This is a genomic window from Pseudomonas sp. SWRI22 (genome assembly GCF_014268395.2).
GTDB classification, from domain to species: Bacteria; Pseudomonadota; Gammaproteobacteria; order Pseudomonadales; family Pseudomonadaceae; genus Aquipseudomonas; species Aquipseudomonas paracarnis.
This window is the reverse complement of the sequence record NZ_JABWQK020000003.1, coordinates 615,771-642,699: the sequence shown is the minus strand read 5'-3', so window position 1 is coordinate 642,699 and position 26,929 is coordinate 615,771. Positions and strand designations below refer to the sequence as shown.

Genomic DNA, 26,929 nt, shown 5'->3' with positions numbered 1-26,929 from the left:
ATCGCCCGTGAGCCAGACCCTGATCGCTGCCCTACAAAACCCGGCCTTGTACCCTCATCCGGTTGACGCGTTTCAAGTCATCGAGACCCATATTTCCTGGGTGATACTGACGGGCCCCTATGCATATAAGCTGAAGAAACCGATGAACTTCGGCTTCCTGGACTTCACCAATCTGGACGACCGCGGGCATTTCTGCCACGAGGAACTGCGCCTCAACCAGCGCCTGACCGAAGATTTGTATCTTGAAGTGTTGCCGATTACCGGCACTGCCGAGGCGCCGCAACTGGGTGGCGATGGCCCGGCCATCGAGTACGCGCTGAAAATGCGCCAGTTCCCGCAAAGCCAGATGCTCAGCACCCTGCAAGCCAACGGCGAACTGACCAGCGCGCACATCGATGAGATGGCCAAGCAGATTGCGCAATTCCACCTCAGCGCCCCCAAAGTCCCGCAAGATCACCCCGCCGGCACGCCGGAAGAGGTGATGGCTCCGGTACGCCAGAACTTTGACCAGATCCGCCCGTTCCTCAGCGACAAGGCCGACCTGACTCAGCTGGAGGCTCTGCAAGCCTGGGCTGAAAGCAGCTTCGAACGCCTCAAGCCTTTGCTTGCGCAGCGCAAGCTCGATGGCTATACCCGCGAATGCCACGGCGACATTCACCTGGGCAACGCCACGCTGATCGATGGCCGCGTGGTGATCTTCGACTGCATCGAGTTCAACGAGCCTTTCCGCTTTACCGACGTGTACGCCGACACCGCTTTTTTGGCGATGGACCTGGAAGATCGCGGCCTGAAATGCCTGGCACGGCGCTTCATAAGTCAGTATCTGGAATTGACCGGCGACTACCAGGGCCTGGAGCTCCTGAACTTCTATAAAGCCTACCGTGCATTGGTGCGCGCCAAGGTTGCGCTGTTCAGCATGCCGAGCGAAGCCAACCCCGTGCAACGCGCTACCACCCTGCGCCAGTACCGCAACTACGCCAACCTGGCGGAAAGCTACAGCACCATCCCCTCGCGCTTCCTGGCAATCACCCATGGCGTTTCAGCGGTGGGCAAGAGCCACGTGGCCATGCGCCTGGTCGAAGCCCTGGGCGCGGTACGCCTGCGTTCGGATGTAGAGCGCAAGCGCCTGTTTGGCGAACAACAGGTAGAGAACACCCTGCAGGCCGGTATCTACAATCAGGACGCCAGCGCTGCCACCTACGCACGCCTGAACGAGATTGCCGACACCGTGCTGCGCGCCGGCTACCCGGTGGTGCTGGATGCCACTTTCCTGAAACGCGCACAGCGTGAGGCCGCCGCTCAGGTTGCCGAAGCCACTGGCGCGCCGTTCCTGATCCTCGACTGCAACGCCCCGCAAGCCGTTATCACCAGTTGGCTGGCACAACGTCAGGCGGATAAAAAGGATCCGTCTGACGCCACACTGGCCGTTATCGAAGAACAACAAGCCAGTCGTGATCCGCTGACTGCCGAGGAGTTGCTGCTCAGCAAGCGTGTGGAGACCAATGAAAGCGGGACGCTCGACGCGTTGGTCGGGCACATTCGCCAGCGCCTGCCGGGCCTGTAAGGAATATTTCTTGGTCGCGTCGTCGTCTTCGGCGCGCGACCCAGCGATAGTGGCACTATACTGGCTCCATAACGCCATCCAGAGTTGCGATCATGAGTCAGCCCAAGCTTCTTGATACCCCGCTCTATGCCCTCCTGCACAAGGACGACATCCACGGCTTCAACCAGGAGCGCCCTGAAAACGGCACGATCGACATGCGCGGCGGCGACTTTCGAGGGCTGGACCTGCGCGACCTGAACGCCACCGGTATTGACTTCACCGACGCCTATTTTCGCTCTGCCGACCTGCGTGGCCTGGACTTGCGTGGCTGCTCACTGGAAGGTGCCAGCCTGGCCCATGCGCAGATTTCGGGTGCTTATTTCCCGCCCGAACTCACCGCTGACGAAATACTCATGTCGGTCAATTTCGGTACTCGCCTGCGCTACCGCACCAAGTAACCCCACACACCGAGTTCCGGCCAGCCCCCCCTGCCTGCCGGGCACTTTGCGCCTGCCTGCGAGCAAGCGCCGTCGCGCCATCCTTATAAGCTTTTCAGCCCTTTCTGACCAAAGAACCACGCTTTTCCTACTGAGCGCTACACTCATTTTCAGGCTGCCTGGTCACGACACCCACCGCACCATTCGGCCAACGCAAGGAGGCTTGATGAACGATGAGCTGCAACACCTGAAAAACCTTGGCAAGACGTCAGCGCAGTGGCTGCATGCGGTGGGCATCCACAGCGCGTCCGACTTGCGTCGGCTAGGGGCGGTCGATGCCTACCGAGCCGTGCGCACGCGCGGGTTTCGAGCTTCGAAGGTTCTGCTGTATGCCATTGAAGGGGCATTGATGGATGTGCACTGGAACGACATACCCACGGAGCGCAAGGAGGCCTTGAACCGTCAGTTGGAAGCGATTTCAGTACATCAGAAGAACTAGAGCGGCACTCAAACCCGGTGTTTATGGGCATTACAAACGAGCGTTTGAGAAAACTGGATGAAGCAGAAAAACAAATGTTGACTCTCAAATGAGAATCGTTATGATTATCACAACTGGTCGCGAGATCAGCCGATAACTGAAAGACCATTGGTTCGGACTCTCAGATTATCTCCTCATCAGGCTAATCACGGTTATTTGACCCGGCTCTTGCCGGGTCTTTTTTTGCCTCCGAATTAACCTGCCTCAGCGCGCAATGATCAACGGATGCCCACGCTCCGGATGCGGCTGTACCAATACATCCAGACCGAATACAGCCTTCAGTGGCTCTGGCTGCAGGACTTTAGAGGGCGTATCCAACGCGTGGGGGCGGCCGTTTTCCAGCAACAGGATCCGGTCGCAGTAGCGCGCCGCCAGGTTCAAATCATGCAGGATGACCAGCACCGCAGCGCCTCTGTCGGCAAAATGCCGGATAGCTTGCAAGGTGGTGTGTTGGTGCAGAGGGTCGAGCATTGATGTGGGCTCATCCAGCAGCAACGTCTGCCCTGCCTCACCCGGCCATAACTGCGCCAATACCCGTGCCAGGTGCACACGCTGCCGCTCGCCACCCGACAAAGCCAGGTAACTGCGGCCACTCAGATGGCCTACATCAGCAGCCTGCAGCGCGGCGTTGATGATTTCGTCGTCGCGCACTCGCCCGGTCTGATGAGGCAATCGGCCCATGCCCACCACCTCTTCGACACGAAAGGCAAAGTCCAGGGTGGAGGATTGTGGCAGCACCGCCAGGCGCTGGGCACGTTGCACACCGGTCATGTGCTTGAGCGCCTGCTGATCCAGCCACACCTTGCCCTGATCCGGCTGCAACTCCCCGCACAGCGCCCCAAGCAAGGTACTTTTGCCGGCGCCATTGGGGCCCAGCACGCCCAGCACTTCGCCCGGCAATAGGTCCAAGGTGACATCGGCCAGCACAGTCTTACCACCGCGCCGGATCTGCAATGCTTCTACCCGCAACATCAGGCGCGCCCTCGTAACAATAAATAGAGGAAAAACGGCGCACCGATAAACGCAGTGACAATACCGATCGGCAGTTCCGCCGGCGCCAACGCCAGGCGCGCCACCAGGTCCGCAAACAACAGCAGGCTCGCGCCCGCCAACACCGAGGCCGGTAACAACACCCGATGATCCGGCCCCGCCAGCAGCCGCACCAGATGCGGCACCACCAACCCGACAAAACCAATCATGCCCGCCGCTGCCACTGCGGCGCCAACGCCCAAGGCCGTGCAGAAGACCAACTCGCGCTTGAGCCCCTCGACATCAATACCCAAATGGTTGGCCTCGGACTCACCCAGCAACAGCGCGTTCAGCGCCTTGGCCCGGCGCGGCAACCACAGCGCCACCCCTGCACTCACCAGCAGCAAGGGCCACAACCGCGAATAACTTGCGCCATTGAGGCTACCCAGGTTCCAGAACGTCAGGGTGCGCAAGGTGGCATCGTCCGCCAGATAGGTAAATAGGCCCACGGTCGAACTGGCCAGGGCCGTCAGCGCGATACCGGCAAGCAACATCGTCGCGACATTGGTCTGGCCATTGCGACGCCCCAGGCGATAGACCAGTGCCGTGACGCCCAGGCCACCGAGGAAGGCGCACAGCGACAACAGGTACGGCCCGAAAGCATCCGGCAGCCCGCCAAAGAGCGAACCACCGACAATCGCCACCGCCGCTCCCAGCGCCGCCCCGCTGGACACGCCGACCAAGCCAGGGTCGGCCAGCGGGTTGCGGAACAACCCCTGCATCGCCACGCCCGACAACGCCAGCACACCGCCGACCGCCAGCCCCAACAGGGTTCGCGGCAGGCGAATCTGCCCCAGGATCAACTCGGCCTGCTCCAACCCCTGGGCCTCAATCGGTAAGCCCATCAGCCTTAACGCAGCCCTGAGGGTGTCCACTAACGGCAGGCTGACCGGCCCCAGTGCCAATGAGAGCCAGATCGCCAATACACACAGCAGCGACAGCCCGATAAACAGCGTTTTTGGCTTAACCAGAGTGGTCATGGAGCAGGCTTAGGCTGGGACGGATAAAAACCGGCAGACAGTTTCTCCAGGCTTTGCGGCAATCGGGGCCCAAGGCCGCCTACCAGCAAGGTCGGATCCAACTCAAATACGCGGCCACTCTTGGCTGCCGGCGTAGAGGCAAGGATCGGGTTTTCTTTGAACAAGGCTGCGCGCGCCGCGTCACCGGTCAGGGCGCGATCAGCAAATACCAGCACCTCAGGGCTCAACCCTGCCAGCGATTCGACGGAAAACGGCTTGTATCCCACATGCGTGGCGAGATTACGCCCCCCAGCCTGCTGCAACATCCAATCAGCGGCGGTGTCCTTGCCCGCGATCAGCGGCTTGCCACCGGCATGGCCGAGCAGCAACAGCACGCCTGGAGCTTTTTGTGTGGCCTGGGCCTTGGCCACCCAATTTTTTTGCTGTGCCAGCGCCTGCTCATACACGGCAAACAAGGCATTAGCCTGGTCCTCACTGCCGAGTAGTTTCCCCAGGTGTGCAAGGTTGCCTTTGAGCGTGGGCAAATCCGGCTGGGCCGAGAACATATCCACCTGCACCCCGGCACTGCGAATCTGCGCCAGCACCGGCGGAGGCCCCATTTCCTCCGTGCCCACAAGGATTTGCGGACGCAGGCTGAGAATGCCTTCGGCCGACAACTGCCGCTGGTAACCAATGCTCGGCAAGGCCTTGAGCGAGGCGGGATGCTGACTGGTGGTATCCACTCCCACCAACTTCGATTCACCGCCCAGGGCCGTCACCCACTCCGACAGCGCCCCACCGGCACTCACCCAGCGTTGCGGCAGTTCAGAGGCGTGCGCCCCAGGGTTGACCAGCAGTGAGGCAACAAGCGCAATAGCGCTGGTACTCAGGCGCATAACAGGGTTTCCTTCCTAGGGCAGGGCCACTCAAGCACTCATTGATGTGACAGATAACCCCTGCCAGGCATCGTATTGAGCACCCAGTCAGCTGACGGGCGAAGCGGGCATTTGATAATTGTTTGCATTTGAACGTCAAGGCACTTAAGGATTGAAATGAAGTTTCTCTGCACCTCAGGCGACCTCGCCCCCAACAGCAGCCGCGGTTTTGATATCGATGGCCACAGGCTGTTGGCGGTGCGTCGGGACGGCATTGCGTACTTCTATCTCAACCGCTGCCCCCATCGTGGTATCCCGCTGGAATGGCAACCTGATCGCTTCCTCGACGACAGCGCCAGCCTGATCCAATGCGCCACCCATGGCGCGTTGTTCCTGATTGAAAGCGGCGAGTGCATCGCCGGGCCCTGCGCAGGCCAACACCTCACTGCCCTGCCCGGCCGTGAAGACGAACAAGGATTGTGGGTCGATCTCTAATCGCCCAGCAGCACTTTCAGCCGACGCTCGACGTAAATCTCCTGAGGCGTGACCCGTACGCCGTAGGCCAGCACCTCCACACCTGCGGCCTTGGCCTCACGTAGCGCCGTCGCATAACCAGCGTCGATTTCCACAGCCGGGCGCACCGCGTCGATCCCCGACAGGTTCACGCAATACAGCTGCACCGCCCGTATACCGTCGCGCGCCAGGTGGGCCAGCTCACGCAAGTGCTTGGCACCGCGCTGCGTCACCGCATCGGGGAAAGCCGCCACTGAGCTGCCATCAAAGCCCAGGGTGACGCTTTTGACCTCGACAAACGCAGCGCCCTGAGGGTAATCCAGGCGAAAGTCGATGCGGCTTTTCTCCTGGCCATAAGGCACCTCACGCTTCAACGCAGTAAAGCCGTTGAGCTCAGTGATCACACCGGCCAGCAAGGCTTCTTCCACCAACTGGTTGGCACGCGCGGTGTTGACGCACGCCAGCCGGCCCTGGGGCGTTTCGGCAATTTCCCACGTGCCCGGCAGCTTGCGCTTGGGATCCGTAGAACGGCTGAACCAGACCTGGCCACCTTCGACCATGCAGTTGAGCATCGAACCGGTGTTAGGGCAGTGAATGGTGAGTAACTCGCCGGTAACGGTTTCGATATCGGTGAGAAAGCGCTTGTAGCGGCGGATCAGCCGCCCTTCTTCAAGAGGAGGATTAAAACGCATCAGCCTTGCCAACTCCGCAAACCACGGGCAATCCGCTCCACCGCTTCTTGCAGCCGATCAAGGTTTTGCGTGTAGGCAAAACGCACATGGTGCCCCGCCTGGTAGCGACCGAAATCCAACCCGGGCGTAAAGGCCACATGTTCGGTTTCGAGGAAATGCCGGCAAAACGCGAAGGCATCGCCGCCGAACACGCTGATATCGGCATACAGATAAAAAGCACCTTCGGGCTCCACGGCGATACCGAACCCCAGCTCACGCAGGGCCGGCAGCAGGAAGTCACGGCGGCGACCAAATTCGGCACGGCGCTGCTCCAGAATCTCCAGGGTTTGCGGGGTGAAACAGGCCAAGGCGGCATGCTGGGCCATGCTTGGCGCACTGATGTAGAGGTTTTGCGCCAATTTCTCCAGTTCACCCACCGCTTCAGGGGGGGCCACCAGCCAACCGAGGCGCCAGCCGGTCATGCCGAAATACTTCGAAAAACTATTCAGGACAAAGGCGTCATCATCGACTTCCAGCACGCTGGCGGCGTCGGTGCCGTAGGTGAGTCCGTGATAAATCTCGTCGACCACTAGGTGACCGTTGCGCGCCTTGATGGCGCCCGACAGCCCAGCCAACTCGTCCCGGGTGAGGATCGTGCCGGTGGGGTTGGCGGGCGATGCCACCAATGCACCGACACTGTCCTGGTCCCAATGCCTGGCCACCAGATCGGCGGTCAACTGGTAGCGTACGTCTGGGCCGACCGGCACCAACTGCGCCGCGCCTTCCACAAGGCGCAGGAAGTGTCGGTTGCAGGGGTAGCCTGGGTCCGCCAGCAGCCAGTGCTTACCCGGATCCACCAGCAAGCTGCTGGCCAGCAATAACGCGCCGGAGCCACCGGGGGTGACCAGGATGCGCTGCGGGTCGATGCTCAAACCGTAGCGTTGCTGGTAGAAACCACTGATGGCTTCGCGCAACTCCGGCAAGCCACGGGCGGCGGTGTAGCGCGTCTTACCGCTTGCCAACGCAGCTTGGCCGGCCTGGATGATCGGTTCGGCGGTGGTGAAGTCAGGCTCGCCGATTTCCAGGTGGATCACGTCGTGACCGGCGGCCTGCAGCTCATTGGCACGCGCCAGTAACGCCATGACATGAAAAGGTTCGATGGCGCGACTACGCGCACTGTAGGGCTGAGCCATTAGCCTTCCTTAGACGGTGAGGACAAAATCTGGATTCTACCGAACCCTCACGGTAAAACATGCTCTATTGCCTGATTGGGGCTGCAAGTGCACCCTGCGCGCGCTCGTAAAACAGCTAAAATCAACATTCGAGGCGATACATACCCAGTCATGGCGGGCTGCTGCGGTTTACAACCCCTTTGCCTTGGGCCTCGACAACCGGGAGTAGCGCACCCTGAATCTATCTGGTAAGTTCGCCCGCTTGCAGCCGCAGGGCCGGCAGGTGTCGGTGACGTTGCAATCCTGCGCAATGGATTAGAAGAGTGAGAGGCGGTCTATTCATGTCCACCCAAGCAAAGCAACAGCAGACTCAAGGCCTCGGCGGCTTCGAACCCTATGTCGAAAAAAAGGGCGAGGAGTACATGGGCGAGCCCATGCGCGAGCACTTCACCAAGATCCTCAACAAGTGGAAACAGGACTTGATGCAGGAAGTCGACCGTACGGTTGACCATATGAAGGATGAAGCGGCCAACTTCCCTGACCCGGCCGATCGCGCCAGCCAGGAAGAAGAGTTCGCCCTCGAACTGCGCGCCCGCGATCGCGAGCGCAAGTTGATCAAGAAGATCGACAAGACCCTGCAACTGATCAAAGACGAAGAATACGGCTGGTGTGAATCCTGCGGCGTCGAAATCGGTATTCGCCGACTGGAAGCCCGTCCAACCGCGGACCTGTGCGTAGACTGCAAGACCTTGGCTGAAATCAAGGAAAAACAGGTCGGCAAGTAACTTTGCCGAGCTGAACGAATGGAGCGTGCGAACGCTCCATTTTTGTTTCTGGCGTTTACCGGTTATGCAGTAGTATCCGGGCCATGACAGCCTCTACCTATATTGGGCGTTTCGCCCCCACACCCAGCGGCCATTTGCACTTCGGTTCCCTGGTTGCCGCCCTCGCCTCCTACCTCGATGCACGCGCCCACCACGGCCGTTGGTTGATGCGCATGGAAGACCTTGACCCTCCCCGTGAAGAGCCCGGCGCTCAGGCGGCGATCCTGCATGCGCTGGAAAGCTACGGCTTTGAATGGGATGGCGAACTGGTTCGCCAGAGCGAGCGGCATGATGCCTACGCTAAAGTGCTCAACGACCTGTTCAACCACGGCCTGGCCTACGCCTGCACCTGCTCGCGCAAGCAATTGGAGCCCTACAACGGGATTTACCCAGGCTTGTGCCGCAATGCCGGCCACGAACAGCAGGATGCCGCGATCCGCCTGCGCGTGCCCGAGTTGGAATATCACTTTGTCGACCGCGTCCAGGGCGAGTTCCGGCAACATCTGGGGCGCGATGCCGGCGACTTCATCATTCGTCGGCGCGATGGCCTCTACGCCTACCAACTGGCGGTGGTGCTCGACGACGCCTGGCAAGGTGTAACCGATATCGTACGCGGCGCCGACCTGCTCGACTCCACGCCGCGCCAGCTTTACTTGCAAGAACTGCTCGGCCTGCGCCAACCCCGTTACTTGCACGTGCCGCTGATCGTGCAGCCAGACGGCAACAAGCTGGGTAAGTCCTACCGCTCTCCACCGTTGACAGCCGACCAGGCCACGCCTTTGCTGCTCAGAGCGCTGCGTGCCCTTGGCCAACAGCCCGACGCGCAGTTGCAGTACGCCAGCCCACGAGAACTGCTGGATTGGGGCATTGCACACTGGGACGCCACCCGCATCCCACGCACACTGACCCTGGCCGAAGCGCAATTGAGTTGAAGGCGCTTGCAGGTTGCCCATCATCCGTTAACATCGCGGCAGATTTTTAATCAGAGGCCAACATGTACATCTATCGTTTGGTCCTGCTGCTGGTCGTCGGGATCTACCTGTTCTCCCCCGCCATCATGGATTGGTGGATCGACGCCACGGGCGCCTGGTATCGCCCTTATCTGCTATGGCTGATCCTGATCGTCGTGACCTTCATCCTGCAGAGCCAAAAAGATGCCGATGAGCTTTAGTCTCACCCAGATGCTGCTGATCAGCGCCGCCTACCTGGCTGCGTTATTCGGCGTGGCCTGGATCAGTGAGCGCGGAATGATTCCGCGGGCGATCATTCGCCATCCGCTGACCTACACCTTGTCCCTGGGCGTCTACGCCAGTGCCTGGGCGTTCTACGGCACGGTTGGGCTGGCCTATCAGTACGGCTACGGCTTTCTCTCCAGTTACCTGGGGGTGTCCGGCGCGTTCCTGCTGGCGCCGGTACTGCTGTATCCGATCCTGAAAATCACCCGGACTTACCAACTGTCCTCCCTGGCAGACCTGTTTGCCTTTCGCTTTCGCAGCACCTGGGCCGGCGCGCTGACCACCATCTTCATGTTGATCGGCGTGCTGCCGTTGCTGGCCCTGCAGATCCAGGCGGTGGCCGACTCCATCAGCATCCTGACTCGCGAGCCCGTGCAACATCGGGTTGCCCTGGCGTTCTGCGCGCTGATCACCTTGTTCACCATCTTCTTTGGTTCTCGCCATATCGCCACCCGTGAGAAACACCAGGGCCTGGTGTTTGCGATTGCCTTTGAGTCGGTCATCAAGCTGATCGCCATCGGCGGCGTCGGCCTTTACGCGCTTTACGGCGTGTTCGACGGGCCGCAACAGCTGGAACTGTGGCTGCTGCAAAACCAGACCGCCCTCGCCGCCTTGCATACGCCCTTGCAGGAGGGACCATGGCGTACGCTGCTGCTGGTGTTCTTCGCCTCGGCGATCGTGATGCCGCACATGTACCACATGACCTTCACCGAGAACCTCAACCCGCGCTCGCTGGTCAGCGCCAGCTGGGGCTTGCCGCTGTTCCTGTTGCTGATGAGCCTGGCGGTGCCGCTGATCCTGTGGGCCGGCCTGAAACTGGGGGCCACCACCAACCCTGAGTATTTCACCCTGGGCATCGGTATTGCCGCCAACAGCCCGGCTCTGGCGCTGCTGGCCTATGTCGGGGGGTTGTCGGCCGCCAGCGGGTTGATCATCGTCACCACGCTGGCACTCTCAGGCATGGCGCTCAACCACTTGGTACTGCCGCTGTACCAGCCGCCAGCCGAGGGTAATATCTACCGTTGGTTGAAATGGACCCGACGCGCGCTGATCGTCGCGATCATCATGGCCGGCTACGCGTTTTATCTGCTGCTGGGCGCCGGGCAAGACCTGGCCAACCTCGGCATCGTCGCGTTTGTCGCCACCTTGCAGTTCCTGCCGGGCGTGTTGTCGGTGCTGTACTGGCCGACCGCCAATCGCCGTGGCTTTATTGCCGGGCTGCTGGCCGGGATCCTGGTGTGGACCGTGACCATGCTGCTACCGCTGGTCGGCAACTTGCAGGGCTTCTATATCCCGTTGCTGAACATGATTTACGTGCTGGACGACACCAGTTGGCACATGGCTGCCATCGCCTCGCTGGCCGCCAACGTACTGATGTTTACCCTGATCTCGCTGTTCACCAACGCCAGCGCCGAAGAAACCAGCGCCGCCGAAGCCTGTGCGGTGGATAACGTGCGCCGCCCGCAACGCCGCGAACTGCATGCGGCCTCGCCCCAGGAGTTCGCCACACAACTGGCCAAGCCCCTGGGTGCCAAGGCCGCACAAAAGGAAGTTGAACAGGCGCTACGCGACCTCTACCTGCCATTTGACGAGCGCCGCCCCTATGCCCTGCGCCGCCTGCGTGACCGTATCGAAGCCAACCTGTCTGGGTTGATGGGGCCGAGCGTGTCCCAGGACATGGTGGAAACCTTCTTGCCCTACAAGGCCGGTGGCGAAAACTACGTCACCGAAGACATCCACTTCATCGAAAGCCGGCTTGAGGATTACCACTCGCGCCTCACGGGCCTGGCGGCCGAACTCGATGCCCTGCGCCGTTACCACCGCCAGACCCTGCAGGAACTGCCGATGGGCGTGTGTTCCCTGGCCAAGGACCAGGAAATCCTGATGTGGAACAAGGCCATGGAAGAGCTCACCGGCATCGCCGCCCAGCGGGTGGTGGGTTCGCGCCTCAATACCCTGGGCGATCCCTGGAAAGAGCTGCTGCAGGGTTTCATCAACCTGCCAGACGAGCACTTGCACAAACAGCACTTGGCCCTCGACGGCCAGACCCGCTGGCTCAACTTGCACAAAGCGGCCATCGACGAACCTCTGGCGCCGGGTAACAGCGGCCTGGTGCTGCTGGTAGAAGACTTGACAGATACACAGATGCTCGAAGACAAGCTGGTGCACTCCGAACGCCTGGCCAGCATTGGGCGCCTGGCGGCCGGCGTTGCTCATGAAATCGGTAACCCGATCACCGGTATCGCCTGCCTGGCGCAAAACCTGCGGGAAGAGCGTGAAGAAGACGGGGAAATCACCGAAATCAGCGGGCAAATCCTTGAACAGACCAAGCGGGTTTCACGCATCGTCCAGTCGTTGATGAGCTTTGCCCACTCCGGCGCCCATCAGAATCAGGACGAAGCGGTGTGCCTGGCCGAAGTGGCCCAGGATGCCATTGGGCTGTTGGCCTTGAACCGGCGCAATTTCGAAGTACAGTTCTTTAACCTGTGCGATCCGGAGCATTGGGTCGATGGCGACTCACAACGCCTGGCCCAGGTGCTGATCAACCTGCTGTCCAACGCCCGCGACGCGTCGCCGGCCGGCAGTGCTGTACGCGTCAAGAGCGAGGCTTTCGAGCACACGGTCGACCTGATCGTGGAAGACGAAGGCAGCGGCATTCCACAGAACATCATGGACCGATTGTTCGAACCCTTCTTCACCACCAAGGACCCCGGTGAAGGTACCGGTCTGGGCCTTGCACTGGTCTATTCCATCGTTGAAGAGCATTATGGACAAATCACCATCGACAGCCCGGCTGACACACAAAGCCAACGCGGCACCCGTATCCGGGTGACCTTGCCGCGTCATGTCGAAGCGACGTCCGCTGTGAACTGAGACCGTCGAGAGAATTGAATCAATGCCGCACATTTTGATCGTCGAAGACGAAACCATTATCCGCTCTGCCTTGCGTCGCCTGCTTGAACGTAATCAGTACCAGGTCAGCGAAGCCGGCTCGGTGCAGGAAGCCCAAGAGCGATTCAGCATTCCCACGTTCGACCTGATTGTCAGTGACCTGCGCCTGCCAGGCGCCCCGGGCACCGAGCTGATCAAGCTGGGCCAGGGCACCCCGGTGCTGATCATGACCAGCTACGCCAGCCTGCGCTCGGCGGTGGACTCGATGAAGATGGGCGCGGTGGATTACATCGCCAAGCCTTTCGACCACGACGAGATGCTCCAGGCCGTGGCCCGCATCCTGCGTGACCGTGTGTCGGCCAGCAGTGCGCCTGCCGAGCCACGCCCCACCGGCAAGACCAGCGGCGCCGAAAAACCAGGCGCCAGCAACAGCAATGGCGAGATCGGCATCATCGGCTCCTGCCCTCCGATGCAGGACTTGTACAGCAAGATCCGCAAGGTGGCGCCGACCGACTCCAATGTATTGATCCAGGGCGAATCGGGCACCGGCAAAGAACTGGTGGCCCGCGCCCTGCACAACCTGTCCAAGCGCGCCAAGGCGCCGATGATCTCGGTGAACTGCGCGGCGATCCCCGAATCCCTGATCGAATCCGAGCTGTTCGGCCACGAGAAAGGTGCATTCACCGGCGCCAGCGCCGGGCGTGCGGGCCTGGTGGAGGCCGCGGACGGCGGCACCTTGTTCCTCGATGAAATTGGCGAGTTGCCCCTGGAAGCCCAGGCGCGTTTGCTGCGCGTGCTGCAGGAAGGCGAAATTCGCCGGGTCGGCTCGGTGCAATCGCAGAAGGTCGATGTTCGATTGATCGCGGCGACACACCGTGACCTCAAGAGCCTGGCCAAGATCGGCCAGTTTCGTGAGGACTTGTATTACCGCCTGCATGTCATCGCGCTCAAACTGCCGGCCCTGCGCGAGCGTGGCGCCGACGTCAACGAAATCGCCAACGCGTTCCTGTTGCGTCAAGGCGCACGCATTGACCGCACCGACCTGAAGTTTGCCGCGGACGCCGAACAGGCGATCCGTCACTACTCGTGGCCAGGGAACGTGCGCGAGCTGGAGAACGCCGTCGAGCGCGCCGTGATTCTGTCGGAGAGCCCGGAGATTTCCGCCGAGTTGCTGGGCATCGACATTGAGCTCAGCGACCTGGATGACGACGACTTCATTGGCCTGTCCCCGCAGCAGGGCAGCGGTAGCAATACCAGCCATGAACCGACGGAAGATTTGTCACTGGAAGACTACTTCCAGCACTTCGTGCTCGAGCATCAGGACCATATGACCGAGACAGAGCTGGCACGCAAGCTGGGCGTGAGTCGCAAATGCCTGTGGGAACGGCGTCAGCGCCTGGGCATTCCGCGGCGCAAGACCGGGGTGGCCAGCGAAAGCTGAGGGTGCAGCCCCACAGGTAACACCTGCTGATGTGAAAAAACTGTTACCGCTGAATTTTCACGTAACAAAAGCCGGGGCTTACGGTAACGAAGCCCCGGCTTTTTTTTGGCCCTCAATCTGGCGAAACCAGCCCAAACCCCCGGTTTTGCTGGACGGCGCAAAAGTTGGCACGCACCCTGCTATATGCTTAGTACAAAAACAATAACAAGCTTTGTACAAGACAATAAAAATAAGACGAATCGACTCACGCATAACAAAAACAACACGGCGGAGGCGCAGCTAACTGATTCTTTTGGAGAGGCGTTGCATTTGGGGCTTGCCCCGCAACCAGGCCGAGAACAACAAAAACTGCCCTAAGGCAGAGCCTGAACTGGTTGGATCGTAGATCAGCAACACAGCGACCAAAGCAATCCGTTTGCTCTTGGCTCCCGATTGGGAGTGTCATGAAGGAAGCTTCGTGGCGAGGGCGATCAACAAAAACAAGAAGCCCGACATCAATAATAAAAATAGAGCACGCAACTACTTCTGGGGGAGCTTCGGCTCCCCTTGTAGTTTCCGGGATTTGACCTTCAAACGCTTATGGCGCAATGCCTTTAGCTTGTTCCTACACCATCCCCTGACTAAATGCTAGAATCCCCGCCCATCATGCGGTCATTCTTCGTTATGGCCGAACATTCCTTCAAACAGTGCATCCCATGCTGAAGAAGTTGTTCCAGTCATTCCGTTCTCCCTTGCGTCGAACGCAACACAAACGCAGCACGCCTGAAGTGCTCAATAGCAGCCAGCATTCGCTGCAGCGCGCTCAATTCAGCCGTTATGCAGTGAACATCGTCGAACGTTTGCAGAACGCCGGCTACCAGGCCTACCTGGTGGGTGGTTGCGTACGCGACATGCTGCTCAACATCACGCCCAAGGATTTCGACGTCGCCACCAGCGCCACGCCTGAACAAGTGCGCGCCGAGTTTCGTAATGCACGAATCATCGGCCGGCGCTTCAAGCTGGTGCATATCCACTTTGGTCGCGAAATCATCGAGGTCGCAACGTTCCGCGCCGGTCACCCGCAAAACGATGAAGAGGAGGACACTAACCAGTCTTCCCGCAACGAGAGCGGGCGCATCCTGCGCGATAACGTGTATGGCACCCTGGAAGAGGACGCGCAACGTCGCGACTTCACCATCAACGCCTTGTATTACGACCCGGTCAGCGAGCGCATCCTCGATTACGCCAACGGCGTACACGACATTCGCAACAACCTGATCCGGCTGATCGGCGATCCTACGCAGCGCTATCAGGAAGACCCGGTGCGCATGCTGCGTGCCGTGCGATTCGCCGCCAAGCTCAACTTCGGCATCGAAAAACACACCGCCGCGCCGATTCGCGAACTGGCGCCGATGCTGCGGGAAATCCCCTCGGCACGCCTGTTTGAGGAAGTACTCAAGCTGTTCCTTTCGGGCTACGCCGCCGACACCTTTGAAATGCTGGTGGACTTGCAGTTGTTCGACCCCCTGTTCCCGGCCAGCGCCGAGGCCTTGGAGTACAACCCGACGTACACCCACACCTTGATCAGCGAAGCCTTGATCAACACCGACCTGCGCATCAAGCAGAACAAACCAGTGACCCCGGCATTCCTGTTTGCCGCCTTGTTGTGGCCGGCCCTGCCCAAACGCGTACTGCGCCTGCAGGACCGTGGCATGCCGCCGATCCCGGCCATGCAGGAAGCGGCTCACGAGCTGATCGCCGAACAGTGCCAACGCATCGCCATCCCTAAACGTTTCACCATGCCGATCCGCGAAATCTGGGACATGCAGGAGCGCCTGCCACGCCGCAGCGGCAAGCGCGCCGATCTGTTGCTGGACAACCCGCGTTTCCGTGCCGGCTACGACTTCCTGCTGCTACGTGAAAGCGCGGGCGAGCAGACCGATGGCCTGGGCGAATGGTGGACCGATTATCAGGACGCCAATGACAGCCAGCGCCGCGAAATGATTCGTGAGCTGGGCAGCAAAGGCGATAGCGCCGGCGAAGGGCCGAAAAAGCGTCGCCGTAGCGGCACCAAGCGTAAACGCAGCAGTGCCGATGCCTCGGGCGCTGCGGGCGAATAAACGTGGAACGTATCTACATCGGCATGGGCAGCAACCTGGCTGCCCCGCAACAACAATTGCGCAGCGCGATCGAGGCGCTGGCGCAACTGCCTGGCACCCACCTCGCCGGGGTGTCCGCCTTCTATCAAAGCGATTCACTGCTGCCAGGCCAACCGCGCTACACCAACGCCGTTGCGGCGCTGGACAGTCGCCTGGCGCCATTGGACCTGCTTGATGCGCTGCAAGCCATCGAGAACGATCAGGGCCGCGAACGCCTGGAACGCTGGGGCCCGCGCACCTTGGACCTGGATATCCTGCTGTTCGGTGATCGCCTGATCGACGAGCCGCGCCTCAAGGTGCCGCATTACCAGATGCATCTGCGCGCGTTTGTGCTGTATCCGTTGGCTGAGTTGGCGCCCGCCGACCTGCAGCTACCTGACGGCCAGCGTTTGAGCGACCTGCTCACCGCCTGCCCGTTCGTCGGCCTGGAACGCCTACCTCTGTAGGAGCGAGCTTGCTCGCGAAAATCACCAACGATAACGCGCTCAGCCTGACTAAACGCGGCGCCTATGGTTTCTTCGCGAGCAAGCTCGCTCCTACAATCGCGTCAGTAACAGCGGTAACACCGCCATCGTAACAATGCGGTAACACATCCAATTGACTTCCCGTGTCCTCCTCACGACTATAGGCGTCCCGCTGCCGCCAACCCGGCGCGACAGGGCGCAATCCAGGCCTTATAAGCACTGCTTTCAAGACAGTGCGCCTGTATAAACGAAGACTCACGCGCGTTACTCGCTGTTTCCAAGCGCCTGAACGAGGACCCTTTCATGCCAGACATTACCCTGACCACCTTGCAGAGCCTCAAGCTCAAAGGTGAAAAAATCACCATGCTGACCTGCTATGACGCCACTTTCGCCCACGCCAGCTGCCAGGCTGGAGTCGAAGTGCTGCTGGTGGGCGACTCCTTGGGCATGGTTCTTCAAGGGAATGACAGCACGCTGCCTGTGACCACCGATGAACTCGCCTACCACACCGCCAGCGTCAAGCGTGGCAACGATGGCGCCTTTATTATCGCGGACCTGCCGTTCATGGGTTACGCCACCCTTGAGCAAACCTTCCTGAACGCCGGCAAGCTGATGCAGGCCGGCGCGCACATGATCAAAGTCGAAGGTGCCGTGTGGCTGGCCGAGTCGATCCGGCTGCTGGCCGAGCGCGGCGTGCCAGTGTGCGCGCACATGGGCCTGACACCGCAGTCGGTGAATATCCTCGGTGGCTACAAGGTTCAGGGCCGCAATGAAGCCCAGGCCCGCCAGATGCGCGCCGATGCCATCGCCCTGGAACAGGCCGGTGCAGCGATGATTCTGCTGGAGTGCGTGCCTAGCGAACTGGCTGCCGAAATCACCCAGGCCGTCAAAGTGCCCGTGATCGGGATTGGCGCCGGTTCCGCCACCGACGGCCAGGTGCTGGTCCTGCACGACATGCTCGGCCTGTCGATCACCGGCCACGTGCCCAAGTTCGTGAAGAACTTCATGGCTGGCCAGGACAGCATCCACGCCGCCCTGAGCGCCTACGTCAGCGAAGTCAAAAACGTGACGTTCCCAGGCGTTGAACACGGATTCTCGGCATGAACACCGTTAAAACCGTCCGCGAACTGCGGGCTGCCGTAACCCACGCCCGTAGCGCCGGCAAGCGCATCGGCTTTGTACCCACCATGGGCAACCTGCACAGCGGCCACGCCACCCTGGTGACCAAGGCCGCGCAGCAAGCGGATTTCGTGGTGGCGAGCATTTTCGTCAACCCGCTGCAATTCGGTGCTGGCGAAGACCTGGACAAATACCCGCGCACGTTGGCCGCCGATCAGGAAAAACTCCTGCAGGCCGGCTGCAACCTGCTGTTCGCGCCCACGGTCGAGGAAATGTACCCCGACGGCATGAACGGCCAGACCCGCGTCAGCGTGCCTCAGCTGTCCGAAGGCTTGTGCGGCGCCAGCCGCCCAGGGCACTTTGAAGGGGTGGCCACGGTGGTCAGCAAGCTGTTCAACATGGTCCAGCCGGACATGGCCGTATTTGGCCAGAAGGACTACCAGCAGTTGGCGGTGATCCGCGCCATGGTCCGCGACCTGAACATGCCGATCCAGATCATCGGCGAGCCCACCGTGCGCGCCGAGGACGGCCTCGCGCTGTCATCACGCAACGGTTACCTCACCGATGAGCAACGGGCGGTCGCGCCAGTGCTGTACCGCGCGCTCAGCCAGATCGCCACGGCCATCAAAAGCGGCGATCACGATTTTGCCAGGCTTCGCGCCGAGCACATCCAGCAGATTGAAGCCGCGGGGCTGCGCATGGACTACCTGGAAGTGCGCCAAGGCGTACATCTGCGCCCGGCCACGGCTGAAGATCGTGATGTGGTGATCCTGGTCGCCGCTTATCTGGGGGCAACACGCCTCATCGATAACCTGCACCTGAACCTCGCCTGACCCCCGCTTTACCCTCAACCTGTTGCCCCGACGGCTGTGCCGGTATAAAAAAGTACCGGCCACAGCGCAGACAAAGCCAAGACATATCCACACGCTAGGTTTAATGTAACTGCCCTGCGCTATGGTTAGCGCTGTCTGGAACCCAATCCTTGCGATAAGACTGGATGTTCCGGGCTTTGAAGTGTCCTAAAGGCAGTCCCCGTAATAAAAGGAAACCCGCAGCGATGGCGTACTACCGCACCCCTCATGACGTTACCGCGCTGCCCGCCTGGCAAGCGCTTGTTCAACATCGCCAAGCCATGCAGGATTTCAGCATGCGCGAGGCGTTCAATGCCGATCCTCAGCGTTTTTCCCAGTTCACCTTGAGCAGCTGCGGACTTTTCCTCGATTACTCGAAAAACCTGATCACCAGCGAAACCCGCGACCTGTTGGTGGGCCTGGCCAAGGAAGTCAATCTCAAGGCGGCGATCGACGCGCAGTACGCTGGCGAACCGGTCAACTCCTCCGAGGGCCGCCCTGCCCTGCACACCGCCCTGCGCCGCCCGGTGGGCGACAAGCTGTCGGTCAACGGCGTGAACATCATGCCGGACGTGCACAAGGTGCTGAACCAGATCACTGACCTGGTCGGCCGTATCCACGACGGCCTGTGGCGCGGCTACACCGAGAAGCCGATCACCGACGTGGTGAACATCGGTATCGGTGGCTCATTCCTCGGCCCGGAACTGGTCTCGGAGGCCTTGCTGTCCTACGCCCATAAAGGCGTGCGTTGCCACTACCTGGCGAACATCGACGGCAGCGAGTTCCACGAACTGACCATGAAGCTGCGCGCCGAGACCACGCTGTTTATCGTCTCGTCCAAATCCTTCAACACCCTGGAAACCCTGAAAAACGCCCAGGCCGCCCGCGCCTGGTACCTGGCCCAGGGGGGCTCGGAAGCCGAGCTGTATCGCCACTTCATCGCCGTCTCGAGCAACAATGCCGCGGCCGTGGCTTTCGGTATTCGCGAAGAAAACATCTTCCCAATGTGGGACTGGGTCGGTGGGCGCTACTCGCTGTGGTCTGCCATCGGCTTGCCAATTGCCCTGGCTATCGGCATGTCCAACTTCAAGGAACTGCTGTCGGGTGCCTACACCATGGACCAGCACTTCCTGAACGCGCCGTTCGAAGCCAACATGCCCGTGCTGCTGGGCTTGCTGGGGGTGTGGTACGGCAACTTCTGGGGTGCGCAGAGCCATGCGATCCTGCCGTACGACCATTACCTGCGTAACATCACCAAGCATTTGCAGCAGTTGGACATGGAATCCAATGGCAAGAGCGTGCGCCAGGACGGTACGCCAGTGTCCACCGATACCGGCCCGGTGATCTGGGGCGGCGTAGGCTGCAACGGCCAGCACGCTTACCACCAGTTGCTGCACCAAGGGACTCAATTGATCCCGGCCGACTTCATCGTGCCGATCGTCAGTTTCAACCCTGTGTCCGACCACCATCAGTGGCTGTACGCCAACTGCCTGTCCCAGAGCCAGGCGCTGATGCTCGGCAAGACCCGCAGCGAGGCCGAAACCGAGCTGCGTGAGAAGGGCCTGCCGGAAGCCGAAGTACAGAAGCTGGCACCGCACAAGGTGATCCCGGGTAACCGTCCGAGCAACACCCTGGTGGTCGAGCGCATCAGCCCGCGTCGCCTTGGCGCACTGGTGGCTATGTATGAACACAAGGTGTTCGTGCAGAGCGTGGTGTGGGGCATCAACGCCTTCGACCAATGGGGCGTTGAACTGGGCAAGGAGCTGGGCAAAGGCGTGTACAACCGCCTGACCGGCGCCGAAGAAACCTTGGCCGAAGATGCGTCGACCCAGGGCCTGATCAACTACTTCCGCGGTCGTCACCGCGGCTGAAGCCGTTCATTCAAGGTCAACGTCCGTTTGGACGCTGGCCTTGAACCCTCCCGTCCCAGGGTGCATCTTTATGACTTGTCGCAAAACAAGAATAAGGAGCGCTCATGTTCGATATCAGCACCTTTCCCACCGCCGATGCCGTCCGCCGGGCTGCGCAGCTCAGTCAAGAGGACTACCAGCGCCTCTATCGCCAATCCATCGACCAGCCAGACACCTTCTGGGCCGAACAGGCCAAGGGCTTTCTCGACTGGATAAAACCTTGGCACAGCGTCCAGCAGTCAGACATCCACACCGGTGCCGCCCAATGGTTTGCCGGCGGTCAGTTGAACGTCAGCTATAACTGCATCGACCGCCACCTGGCGCAACGCGCCGATCAGCCGGCCTTCATCTGGGAAGGCGACGATCCGTCAAAATCCTGCACGATTACTTACCGTCAACTGCACCAAAACGTCAGCCGTCTGGCCAATGTGTTGAAAAGCCGCGGCGTGAACAAAGGTGATCGGGTGTGCATCTACATGCCGATGATCCCCGAGGCGGCCTACGCCATGCTGGCCTGCACGCGAATTGGCGCAGTGCACTCGGTGGTGTTTGGTGGTTTCTCTCCTGACGCCCTGCGCGACCGCATCCTCGACGCTGATTGCCGCACCGTGATCACCGCCGACGAGGGCGTACGCGGTGGCAAGCCCGTGGCGTTGAAACATAACGTCGACAAAGCCCTGGCCAGTTGTCCGAACGTCAGCACGGTACTGGTAGTGGAGCGCACCGGGGCGAGCGTGAATTGGCACGAGGGCCGCGACCTCAAGTACCAAGCTGCCCTGGACGCCGCCAGCGACAACTGCCCACCCGAGCCGATGGACGCTGAAGACCCGCTGTTCATCCTCTATACCTCCGGCAGCACCGGCAAACCCAAAGGCGTGTTGCACACCACCGCTGGCTACCTGCTGCAAGCGGCGATGACCTTCAAGTACGTGCTCGATTACCAGGAAGGCGAAGTGTTCTGGTGCACCGCCGACGTGGGCTGGGTCACCGGCCACAGCTATATCGTCTACGGTCCGCTGGCCAATGGCGCCACCTCGCTGATGTTCGAAGGCGTGCCGAGTTATCCGGACAGTTCGCGCTTCTGGCAGGTCATCGATAAACATCAGGTGAATATTTTCTATACCGCGCCCACCGCCCTGCGCGCACTGATGCGTGAAGGACACGGCCCGCTGCAGAGCACATCCCGCGCCAGCCTGCGCCTGCTGGGCAGCGTGGGCGAGCCGATCAACCCGGAAGCCTGGGACTGGTATTTCAACGCCGTCGGCGAACAGCGCTGCCCGATTGTCGATACCTGGTGGCAGACCGAAACCGGCGGCATCATGCTCAGCCCGCTGGTCAGCGCCCAGCGCATCAAACCGGGCTGCGCGACACAGCCCATGTTCGGCGTACAACCAGTGTTGCTCGATGAACAGGGCAAGGAAATCAGTGGCGCCGGCAGTGGTGTACTCGCCATCAGATCAAGCTGGCCGGGGCAGATTCGCAGCGTCTACGGCGACCCGCAGCGCATGATCGACACCTACTTCAAGCCCTACCCCGGCTACTACTTCACCGGGGATGGCGCACGGCGCGATGAAGACGGCGACTACTGGATCACCGGGCGGATCGACGATGTGATCAACGTCTCGGGCCATCGCATCGGCACCGCTGAAGTGGAGAGCGCCCTGGTGCTGCATGATCAGGTCGCCGAAGCCGCCGTGGTGGGCTACCCCCACGACGTCAAGGGCCAGGGTATCTACGCTTTTGTCACCCCCATGAATGGCGTCGAACCCAGCGACGCGTTGAAAAAGCACCTGTTGGAATTGGTCAGCAAGGAGATTGGCAGCTTCGCCAAACCGGAATTGATCCAATGGGCCCCTGCCCTGCCGAAAACCCGCTCCGGCAAGATCATGCGGCGCATCTTGCGCAAAATCGCCTGTAACGAACTGGACAGCCTGGGCGACACCTCGACCCTGGCAGACCCCAGCGTGGTGGACGGTTTGATCGACAAACGCCTCAACCGATAGCGCCAGGATTATCCCCGGCCTGTGCAGGCCGGGGTTAGCTGTTAAACTTCGCCCCCCATTTTTCTTATTCATCTACCAGCAAGGCGCGCTCCATGACTCCCTTGAATCAGGCGCTGCGCGCCGCCCTCGATCACCGCCAAGACCTGATCAACACACTGCACGCCCAGGGTACGGACTGCTATCGGCTGTTTCACGGCAGCCAGGAAGGCGCCGGCGGCTTGACCATCGACCGCTACGGCCCGCAATTGCTGGTACAAAGCTTCCACCAGTCCCTGGAAACTGCAGACCTGCTGGACCTGCACCAACTGATCAACCAATACATGGGCCTGGAATTGTTGCTGGTGTACAACGACCGTGCCCGCGGCAACTCGCGCATCGACCGCGAAGACACGGTGTACCGCGCGGAGCCTGGCGCCTTGGAAGACCTGGTCGGCCACGAGTGGGGCCTCAATTACCGTGTGCGTGGGCGCCACGCCGGGCAAGACCCACTGCTGTTCCTCGACCTGCGCAACACCCGGGGCTGGGTCAAGGACCACAGCGCCGGCAAAAGCGTGCTGAACCTGTTCGCCTATACCTGCGGTGTAGGTTTGAGCGCGGCAGCGGGCGGCGCACGCGAGGTGTGCAACCTGGACTTTGCCGAGGGCAACCTGGCAGTGGGGCGTGAAAACGGCCAGCTCAACCCGCAGTTGCCGAGCATGGAGTTTGTACAATCCGATTACTTCCCGGCCATTCGCCAACTGGCGGGCCTGCCCATCACCCAGCGGCGCGGGCAGAAGCTGCCGAGCTATCCGCGCCTGGAGCAACGCCAGTACGACCTGGTACTGCTCGATCCTCCCGCCTGGGCCAAGAGCGCCTTCGGCACGGTCGATTTGTTGCGCGACTATCAAAGCCTGCTCAAACCCGCACTGCTGGCCACCGCCGACAATGGCGTGCTGATTTGCTGCAACAACCTGGCAAAAGTCAGCATGGAGGACTGGCGTGAGCAGGTGCTGCGTTGTGCAGAAAAGGCCGGGCGCCCGGTGCGCGAATGGCAGGTTATGACACCTGGAGGCGACTTTCCCTCCAGGGACCAACAGCCTCCGCTGAAGACGCTGATCCTGCATTTGTAGGAAGTTTCCCAGCGCCCACGGTTCTTCGGAACCGAATTCCCGTGCCATACTCCAAGGCACTCCCGTTCGACATAGATGGCGTTCACCCATGCCCAAAGGATTGATCCGCGCCGTAGGCGCCTTGTTGACCGCCCTTGCTTTGTACAGCTTGCTGGGCTTTCTGATATTACCCGGCATCGCCCTTCGCATTGCCAACCAACAGTTGGCCAATTACGCCACGGTGCCGTCGCGAATCGAGCGCATCGAACTCAACCCCTTCAGCCTGGAACTGACGCTGTGGGGCCTGAAGATCGGTGAGCCAGGCAAAGAGCAAGTAGGTTTCGAACGCCTCTACGCCAACCTGCAGATCGACAGCCTCTGGACCCGCGCCCTGCACCTGGCCGATGTGCAACTGGACAAGCCCAAGACCGAACTGCTGTTCGACAAGTCCGGCCAACTGAACCTGGCGCAGTTGTTCAAACTGCCACCGAGCGAGCCAACCCCGGCCGATCCCGATGCCAAGCCGTTCCCACTGCGTATCGACAGCATCAAGCTGGCGGGCGGTAACCTGCACTTCCAGGACCTACGCCCCAGCGAGCCCATCGAATTCCTCTACGACGAACTCGACTTCGAGCTGAAAAACCTGAGCACCTTGCCTGACGACAATGCCGACATGACGCTGGTCGCCGCCGGCCCCGAAGGTGGCCAGATCGACTGGAAAGGCAACTTCAGCCTGGTACCGATCACCTCCGAAGGCACCTTGAAGGTGACCGACGGCAAGATGAAAGCCTGGTGGCCGTATGTACGTGACGCCCTGCCACTGGTGCTGGAAGACGGGGTGCTCAACTTCAGCACTGACTACAAATTCAGCCTGGCCAAAGAAACCGAGCTGAACCTGACCAACACCGCCGCCAGCATCGCCCCCTTTGCTATAAAGGCCCCCGATGGCCGGCCACTGGCGCGCCTGGAGCGCCTGGACGTCAGCGAAACCACGGTAGACCTGGCCAAGCAGCAGGTCATTGTCGGCAAGATCCGCAGCAACAAGCTGGAAACCTGGGCCGCCCGTGAGGCCGATGGTCAATTGGACTGGCAGAAGCTGTTCGCCAGCCAACCGAGCAAACCGGCCAAGGCACCGGAACCAACCGCTGCCGACGCGCCGTCGGCGCAACCGGCGGCCCCGAGCAAACCGTGGCAAGTGCTGCTCAAGGATGTGCAACTGCGTAACTATCAGGTGCACCTGGCCGACCGCCAGGCTAAACCAGCGGTCGCGCTGGAACTGGGCCCGTTGAATGTCGACGTACAGAACTTCGACAGCCTCAACCAGAGCCCCTTCGCCTTGAAGGTCGACACCGGCCTGGGCAAGCAAGGCAAGATCCAGGCAACCGGCGAAGTTAACCTCAACCCGGTCAGCGCCAAGCTGAAAGTGAACACCCAGGACATCGACCTGCGGGTCGCCCAGGCCTATATCAGCCCGTTTATCCGCCTGGAATTGCGCAGCGGCATGCTCGGCAGCAACCTGGACGTAAACCTCAAAAGCACCGAGCCACTTGCCCTTCAGATCACCGGCCGCGCCCAGGTTGACCAGTTGCATACCCTGGACACCCTCAAGACCCGCGACTTCCTCAAGTGGCAGCGCCTGGTGTTGGAAGGCCTGAACTACCAGCACGGCCAAAGCCTGTCGATCGACAAGGTCAACCTGTTGCAGCCGTATGCGCGGTTCATGATCAACGAAGATCGCACCACCAACATCGACGACCTGCTGATTCCGCAGCCGGCCGACAGCGGCAGCAAGTCGGCAGCCAAACCTGCCGCCAGCAACGAAAAGCCCCTGGGCATTCATATCGGGCAGATCGCGATCAACGACGGTTCGGCCAACTTTGCCGACTTCAGCCTCACCCCCAACTTTGCCACCGCGATTCAACAGCTCAACGGCCAGATTGGCACCATCGACAGTCGCCAGGCCAAACCGGCCAGCGTCGATATCAAGGGCAAGGTGGACCGTTACGCGCCAGTGACGATCAAAGGCAGCGTGAACCCGTTTGACCCGATGGCCGCGCTGGACATCGCCACCAGCTTCAAGCGTGTCGAGCTGACCAACCTGACACCTTACTCAGGTAAATTCGCAGGCTTCCGCATCCGCAAGGGCCGCCTGAATCTCGATCTGCACTACGTGATCACCAAAGGCCAGTTGAAGGCTGAAAACAAAGTGGTGGTCGAGCAACTGCAGTTGGGTGAAAAAGTCGACAGCTCTGATGCCGTCGATTTACCGATTCGCCTGGCTGTCGCCCTGCTCAAGGACTCCGACGGCAAGATCTCCATCGAACTGCCGGTAAGCGGCGACCTGAACAACCCGCAATTCAGCGTGATGCCGATTGTGTGGCAGACCCTGCGCAACCTCGTGGTGCGTGCGGCAACCGCGCCCTTCAAGTTCATTGGCGGGCTGGTCACTGGTGGTGGCTCTGAAGACTTGGGCAATGTATCGTTCGCCGCAGGCTCCAGTGAACTGAACAAAGACGCCGAAGGTGCCCTGAACACCCTGGCCAAGGCGCTGAAAGAGCGTCCAGCCCTGCGCCTGGAAATTGAAGGCACAGCCGCCGCCAGCAGCGACGGGCCGTTCCTGGCCGCACAGCGACTGGAACGTGAATACCAATACAACTATTACAAGATCCTCCAGCGCCGTGGCGACAAAGTCCCGGCTCAGGCCTCGTTGCTTGAGGTGCCCGAGAAGGAAAAAGCACCATTGCTGGAAGGCATCTACCGCACCCGCCTCAAACAGCAACCCCCGGCCGAATGGAAAGACCTGGGCAGCGATGAGCGCTCGGCGAAGCTCAAGGACGGTGTGATCAAGTTTTGGAGTGGCAGTGACGTGCTACTGCGCCAGTTGGGGCAGGACCGAGCCAGCACGATCAAGGATTACCTGGTGGACAAGGGCCAGTTGGAAGATGACCGCGTGTACTTCATCGATGCGCAGCTGGGGCAGGCCGAGAAAGATGGTCGGGTGATCACTCCAATGCACCTGGATGCTGAGTAACTTCTAAGCACCACCCATCCTGATGTGGGAGCTGGCTAGCCTGCGATGCTGTTACCTCGGTGCAACTGAATGACCGAGGTGCCAGCATCGCAGGCAAGCCAGCTCCCACATTTTTTTGGTCTGATCATTCTGTTTCAGCCTGAAATAGAACAGGCCCCGACACAAGTGCCGGGGCCTGTAATGACCACATCCGTGT

Annotated in this window: 22 protein-coding genes; 17 read left to right on the top strand and 5 right to left on the bottom strand. The window is 60.7% G+C overall.

What is annotated here, in order from left to right:
- Window positions 1–7 precede the first annotated feature (7 nt).
- The 3 genes from HU730_RS25965 to HU730_RS25955 all read left to right on the top strand — a co-directional run bounded on the left by HU730_RS25965 (window position 8) and on the right by HU730_RS25955 (window position 2,479).
- Window positions 8–1,564, top strand: a complete 1,557-nt coding sequence (locus tag HU730_RS25965) for a bifunctional aminoglycoside phosphotransferase/ATP-binding protein (RefSeq protein ID WP_096144129.1) — start codon at window positions 8–10, stop codon at window positions 1,562–1,564.
- Between the two features lie 92 nt (window positions 1,565–1,656).
- Window positions 1,657–2,001: a pentapeptide repeat-containing protein gene (locus HU730_RS25960; RefSeq protein WP_096144128.1), complete on the top strand. Its 345-nt coding sequence runs from the start codon at window positions 1,657–1,659 to the stop codon at window positions 1,999–2,001.
- Window positions 2,002–2,206: 205 nt separating this feature from the next.
- Window positions 2,207–2,479, top strand: coding sequence for a TfoX/Sxy family protein (locus HU730_RS25955; protein WP_003194139.1), 273 nt, complete (start codon window positions 2,207–2,209; stop codon window positions 2,477–2,479).
- Window positions 2,480–2,722: 243 nt separating this feature from the next.
- On the opposite strand, the gene HU730_RS25950 is transcribed toward HU730_RS25955, so the two are convergent.
- Genes HU730_RS25950 through HU730_RS25940 form a run of 3 tightly spaced genes read right to left on the bottom strand, consistent with a single transcriptional unit; the run spans window position 2,723 to window position 5,402 of the window.
- Complete coding sequence (locus HU730_RS25950) at window positions 2,723–3,490, bottom strand: heme ABC transporter ATP-binding protein (protein WP_072448359.1); 768 nt, start codon at window positions 3,488–3,490, stop codon at window positions 2,723–2,725.
- A complete protein-coding gene (locus HU730_RS25945) occupies window positions 3,490–4,527 on the bottom strand; it encodes an iron ABC transporter permease (protein ID WP_096144127.1) in 1,038 nt (345 codons plus the stop codon). The genes HU730_RS25950 and HU730_RS25945 overlap by 1 nt, the downstream gene beginning before the upstream one ends.
- Window positions 4,524–5,402, bottom strand: coding sequence for an ABC transporter substrate-binding protein (locus tag HU730_RS25940; RefSeq protein WP_060764111.1), 879 nt, complete (start codon window positions 5,400–5,402; stop codon window positions 4,524–4,526). Before HU730_RS25940 ends, HU730_RS25945 begins: the two co-directional genes overlap by 4 nt.
- 156 nt (window positions 5,403–5,558) lie before the next feature.
- Between HU730_RS25940 and HU730_RS25935 the strand changes: the two genes are divergently transcribed.
- Window positions 5,559–5,876, top strand: coding sequence for a Rieske (2Fe-2S) protein (locus HU730_RS25935; RefSeq protein ID WP_034127019.1), 318 nt, complete (start codon window positions 5,559–5,561; stop codon window positions 5,874–5,876).
- Here the strand turns inward: HU730_RS25935 and sfsA are convergent.
- Complete coding sequence (sfsA, locus tag HU730_RS25930) at window positions 5,873–6,586, bottom strand: DNA/RNA nuclease SfsA (RefSeq protein ID WP_060764112.1); 714 nt, start codon at window positions 6,584–6,586, stop codon at window positions 5,873–5,875. The two genes, HU730_RS25935 and sfsA, sit on opposite strands and share 4 nt — an antisense overlap.
- Complete coding sequence (locus HU730_RS25925) at window positions 6,586–7,758, bottom strand: pyridoxal phosphate-dependent aminotransferase (RefSeq protein WP_186527611.1); 1,173 nt, start codon at window positions 7,756–7,758, stop codon at window positions 6,586–6,588. Before HU730_RS25925 ends, sfsA begins: the two co-directional genes overlap by 1 nt.
- Before the next feature lie 320 nt (window positions 7,759–8,078).
- On the opposite strand from HU730_RS25925, the gene dksA reads away from it, so the two are divergent.
- From dksA to HU730_RS25860, 13 genes are all read left to right on the top strand, one after another.
- A complete protein-coding gene (dksA, locus tag HU730_RS25920) occupies window positions 8,079–8,522 on the top strand; it encodes an RNA polymerase-binding protein DksA (RefSeq protein WP_003194150.1) in 444 nt (147 codons plus the stop codon).
- Window positions 8,523–8,605: 83 nt separating this feature from the next.
- Window positions 8,606–9,493 carry a tRNA glutamyl-Q(34) synthetase GluQRS gene (gene gluQRS, locus HU730_RS25915; RefSeq protein WP_034127016.1) on the top strand — a complete coding sequence of 296 codons (888 nt, stop codon included), beginning with the start codon at window positions 8,606–8,608 and terminating at the stop codon, window positions 9,491–9,493.
- A 62-nt stretch (window positions 9,494–9,555) separates the two neighbouring features.
- The gene (locus tag HU730_RS25910; protein ID WP_003176118.1) at window positions 9,556–9,732 is read left to right on the top strand and encodes a hypothetical protein; all 177 of its coding nucleotides are present in this window, start codon (window positions 9,556–9,558) and stop codon (window positions 9,730–9,732) included.
- Complete coding sequence (locus tag HU730_RS25905; RefSeq protein WP_161975095.1) at window positions 9,716–12,670, top strand: sensor histidine kinase; 2,955 nt, start codon at window positions 9,716–9,718, stop codon at window positions 12,668–12,670. The genes HU730_RS25910 and HU730_RS25905 overlap by 17 nt, the downstream gene beginning before the upstream one ends.
- A gap of 22 nt (window positions 12,671–12,692) precedes the next feature.
- Window positions 12,693–14,129, top strand: a complete 1,437-nt coding sequence (locus HU730_RS25900) for a sigma-54 dependent transcriptional regulator (protein ID WP_060764106.1) — start codon at window positions 12,693–12,695, stop codon at window positions 14,127–14,129.
- A gap of 695 nt (window positions 14,130–14,824) precedes the next feature.
- Complete coding sequence (locus HU730_RS25895; protein WP_003194157.1) at window positions 14,825–16,228, top strand: polynucleotide adenylyltransferase PcnB; 1,404 nt, start codon at window positions 14,825–14,827, stop codon at window positions 16,226–16,228.
- Between the two features lie 2 nt (window positions 16,229–16,230).
- A complete protein-coding gene (folK, locus tag HU730_RS25890; RefSeq protein WP_057975464.1) occupies window positions 16,231–16,713 on the top strand; it encodes a 2-amino-4-hydroxy-6-hydroxymethyldihydropteridine diphosphokinase in 483 nt (160 codons plus the stop codon).
- Between the two features lie 321 nt (window positions 16,714–17,034).
- Complete coding sequence (panB, locus tag HU730_RS25885; RefSeq protein ID WP_034127012.1) at window positions 17,035–17,835, top strand: 3-methyl-2-oxobutanoate hydroxymethyltransferase; 801 nt, start codon at window positions 17,035–17,037, stop codon at window positions 17,833–17,835.
- The gene (gene panC, locus HU730_RS25880; protein WP_057975465.1) at window positions 17,832–18,683 is read left to right on the top strand and encodes a pantoate--beta-alanine ligase; all 852 of its coding nucleotides are present in this window, start codon (window positions 17,832–17,834) and stop codon (window positions 18,681–18,683) included. The genes panB and panC overlap by 4 nt, the downstream gene beginning before the upstream one ends.
- A gap of 224 nt (window positions 18,684–18,907) precedes the next feature.
- On the top strand, window positions 18,908–20,572 hold the full coding sequence (gene pgi / locus HU730_RS25875) for a glucose-6-phosphate isomerase (protein ID WP_034127010.1): 1,665 nt from the start codon (window positions 18,908–18,910) through the stop codon (window positions 20,570–20,572).
- A gap of 104 nt (window positions 20,573–20,676) precedes the next feature.
- Entirely contained in the window at window positions 20,677–22,614 is a 1,938-nt protein-coding gene (gene acs / locus HU730_RS25870; RefSeq protein ID WP_060764105.1) for an acetate--CoA ligase, read from the top strand.
- Between the two features lie 92 nt (window positions 22,615–22,706).
- The gene (locus HU730_RS25865) at window positions 22,707–23,723 is read left to right on the top strand and encodes a class I SAM-dependent methyltransferase (RefSeq protein WP_034127008.1); all 1,017 of its coding nucleotides are present in this window, start codon (window positions 22,707–22,709) and stop codon (window positions 23,721–23,723) included.
- Window positions 23,724–23,811: 88 nt separating this feature from the next.
- On the top strand, window positions 23,812–26,733 hold the full coding sequence (locus HU730_RS25860) for a DUF748 domain-containing protein (protein WP_034127007.1): 2,922 nt from the start codon (window positions 23,812–23,814) through the stop codon (window positions 26,731–26,733).
- Window positions 26,734–26,929 lie beyond the last annotated feature (196 nt).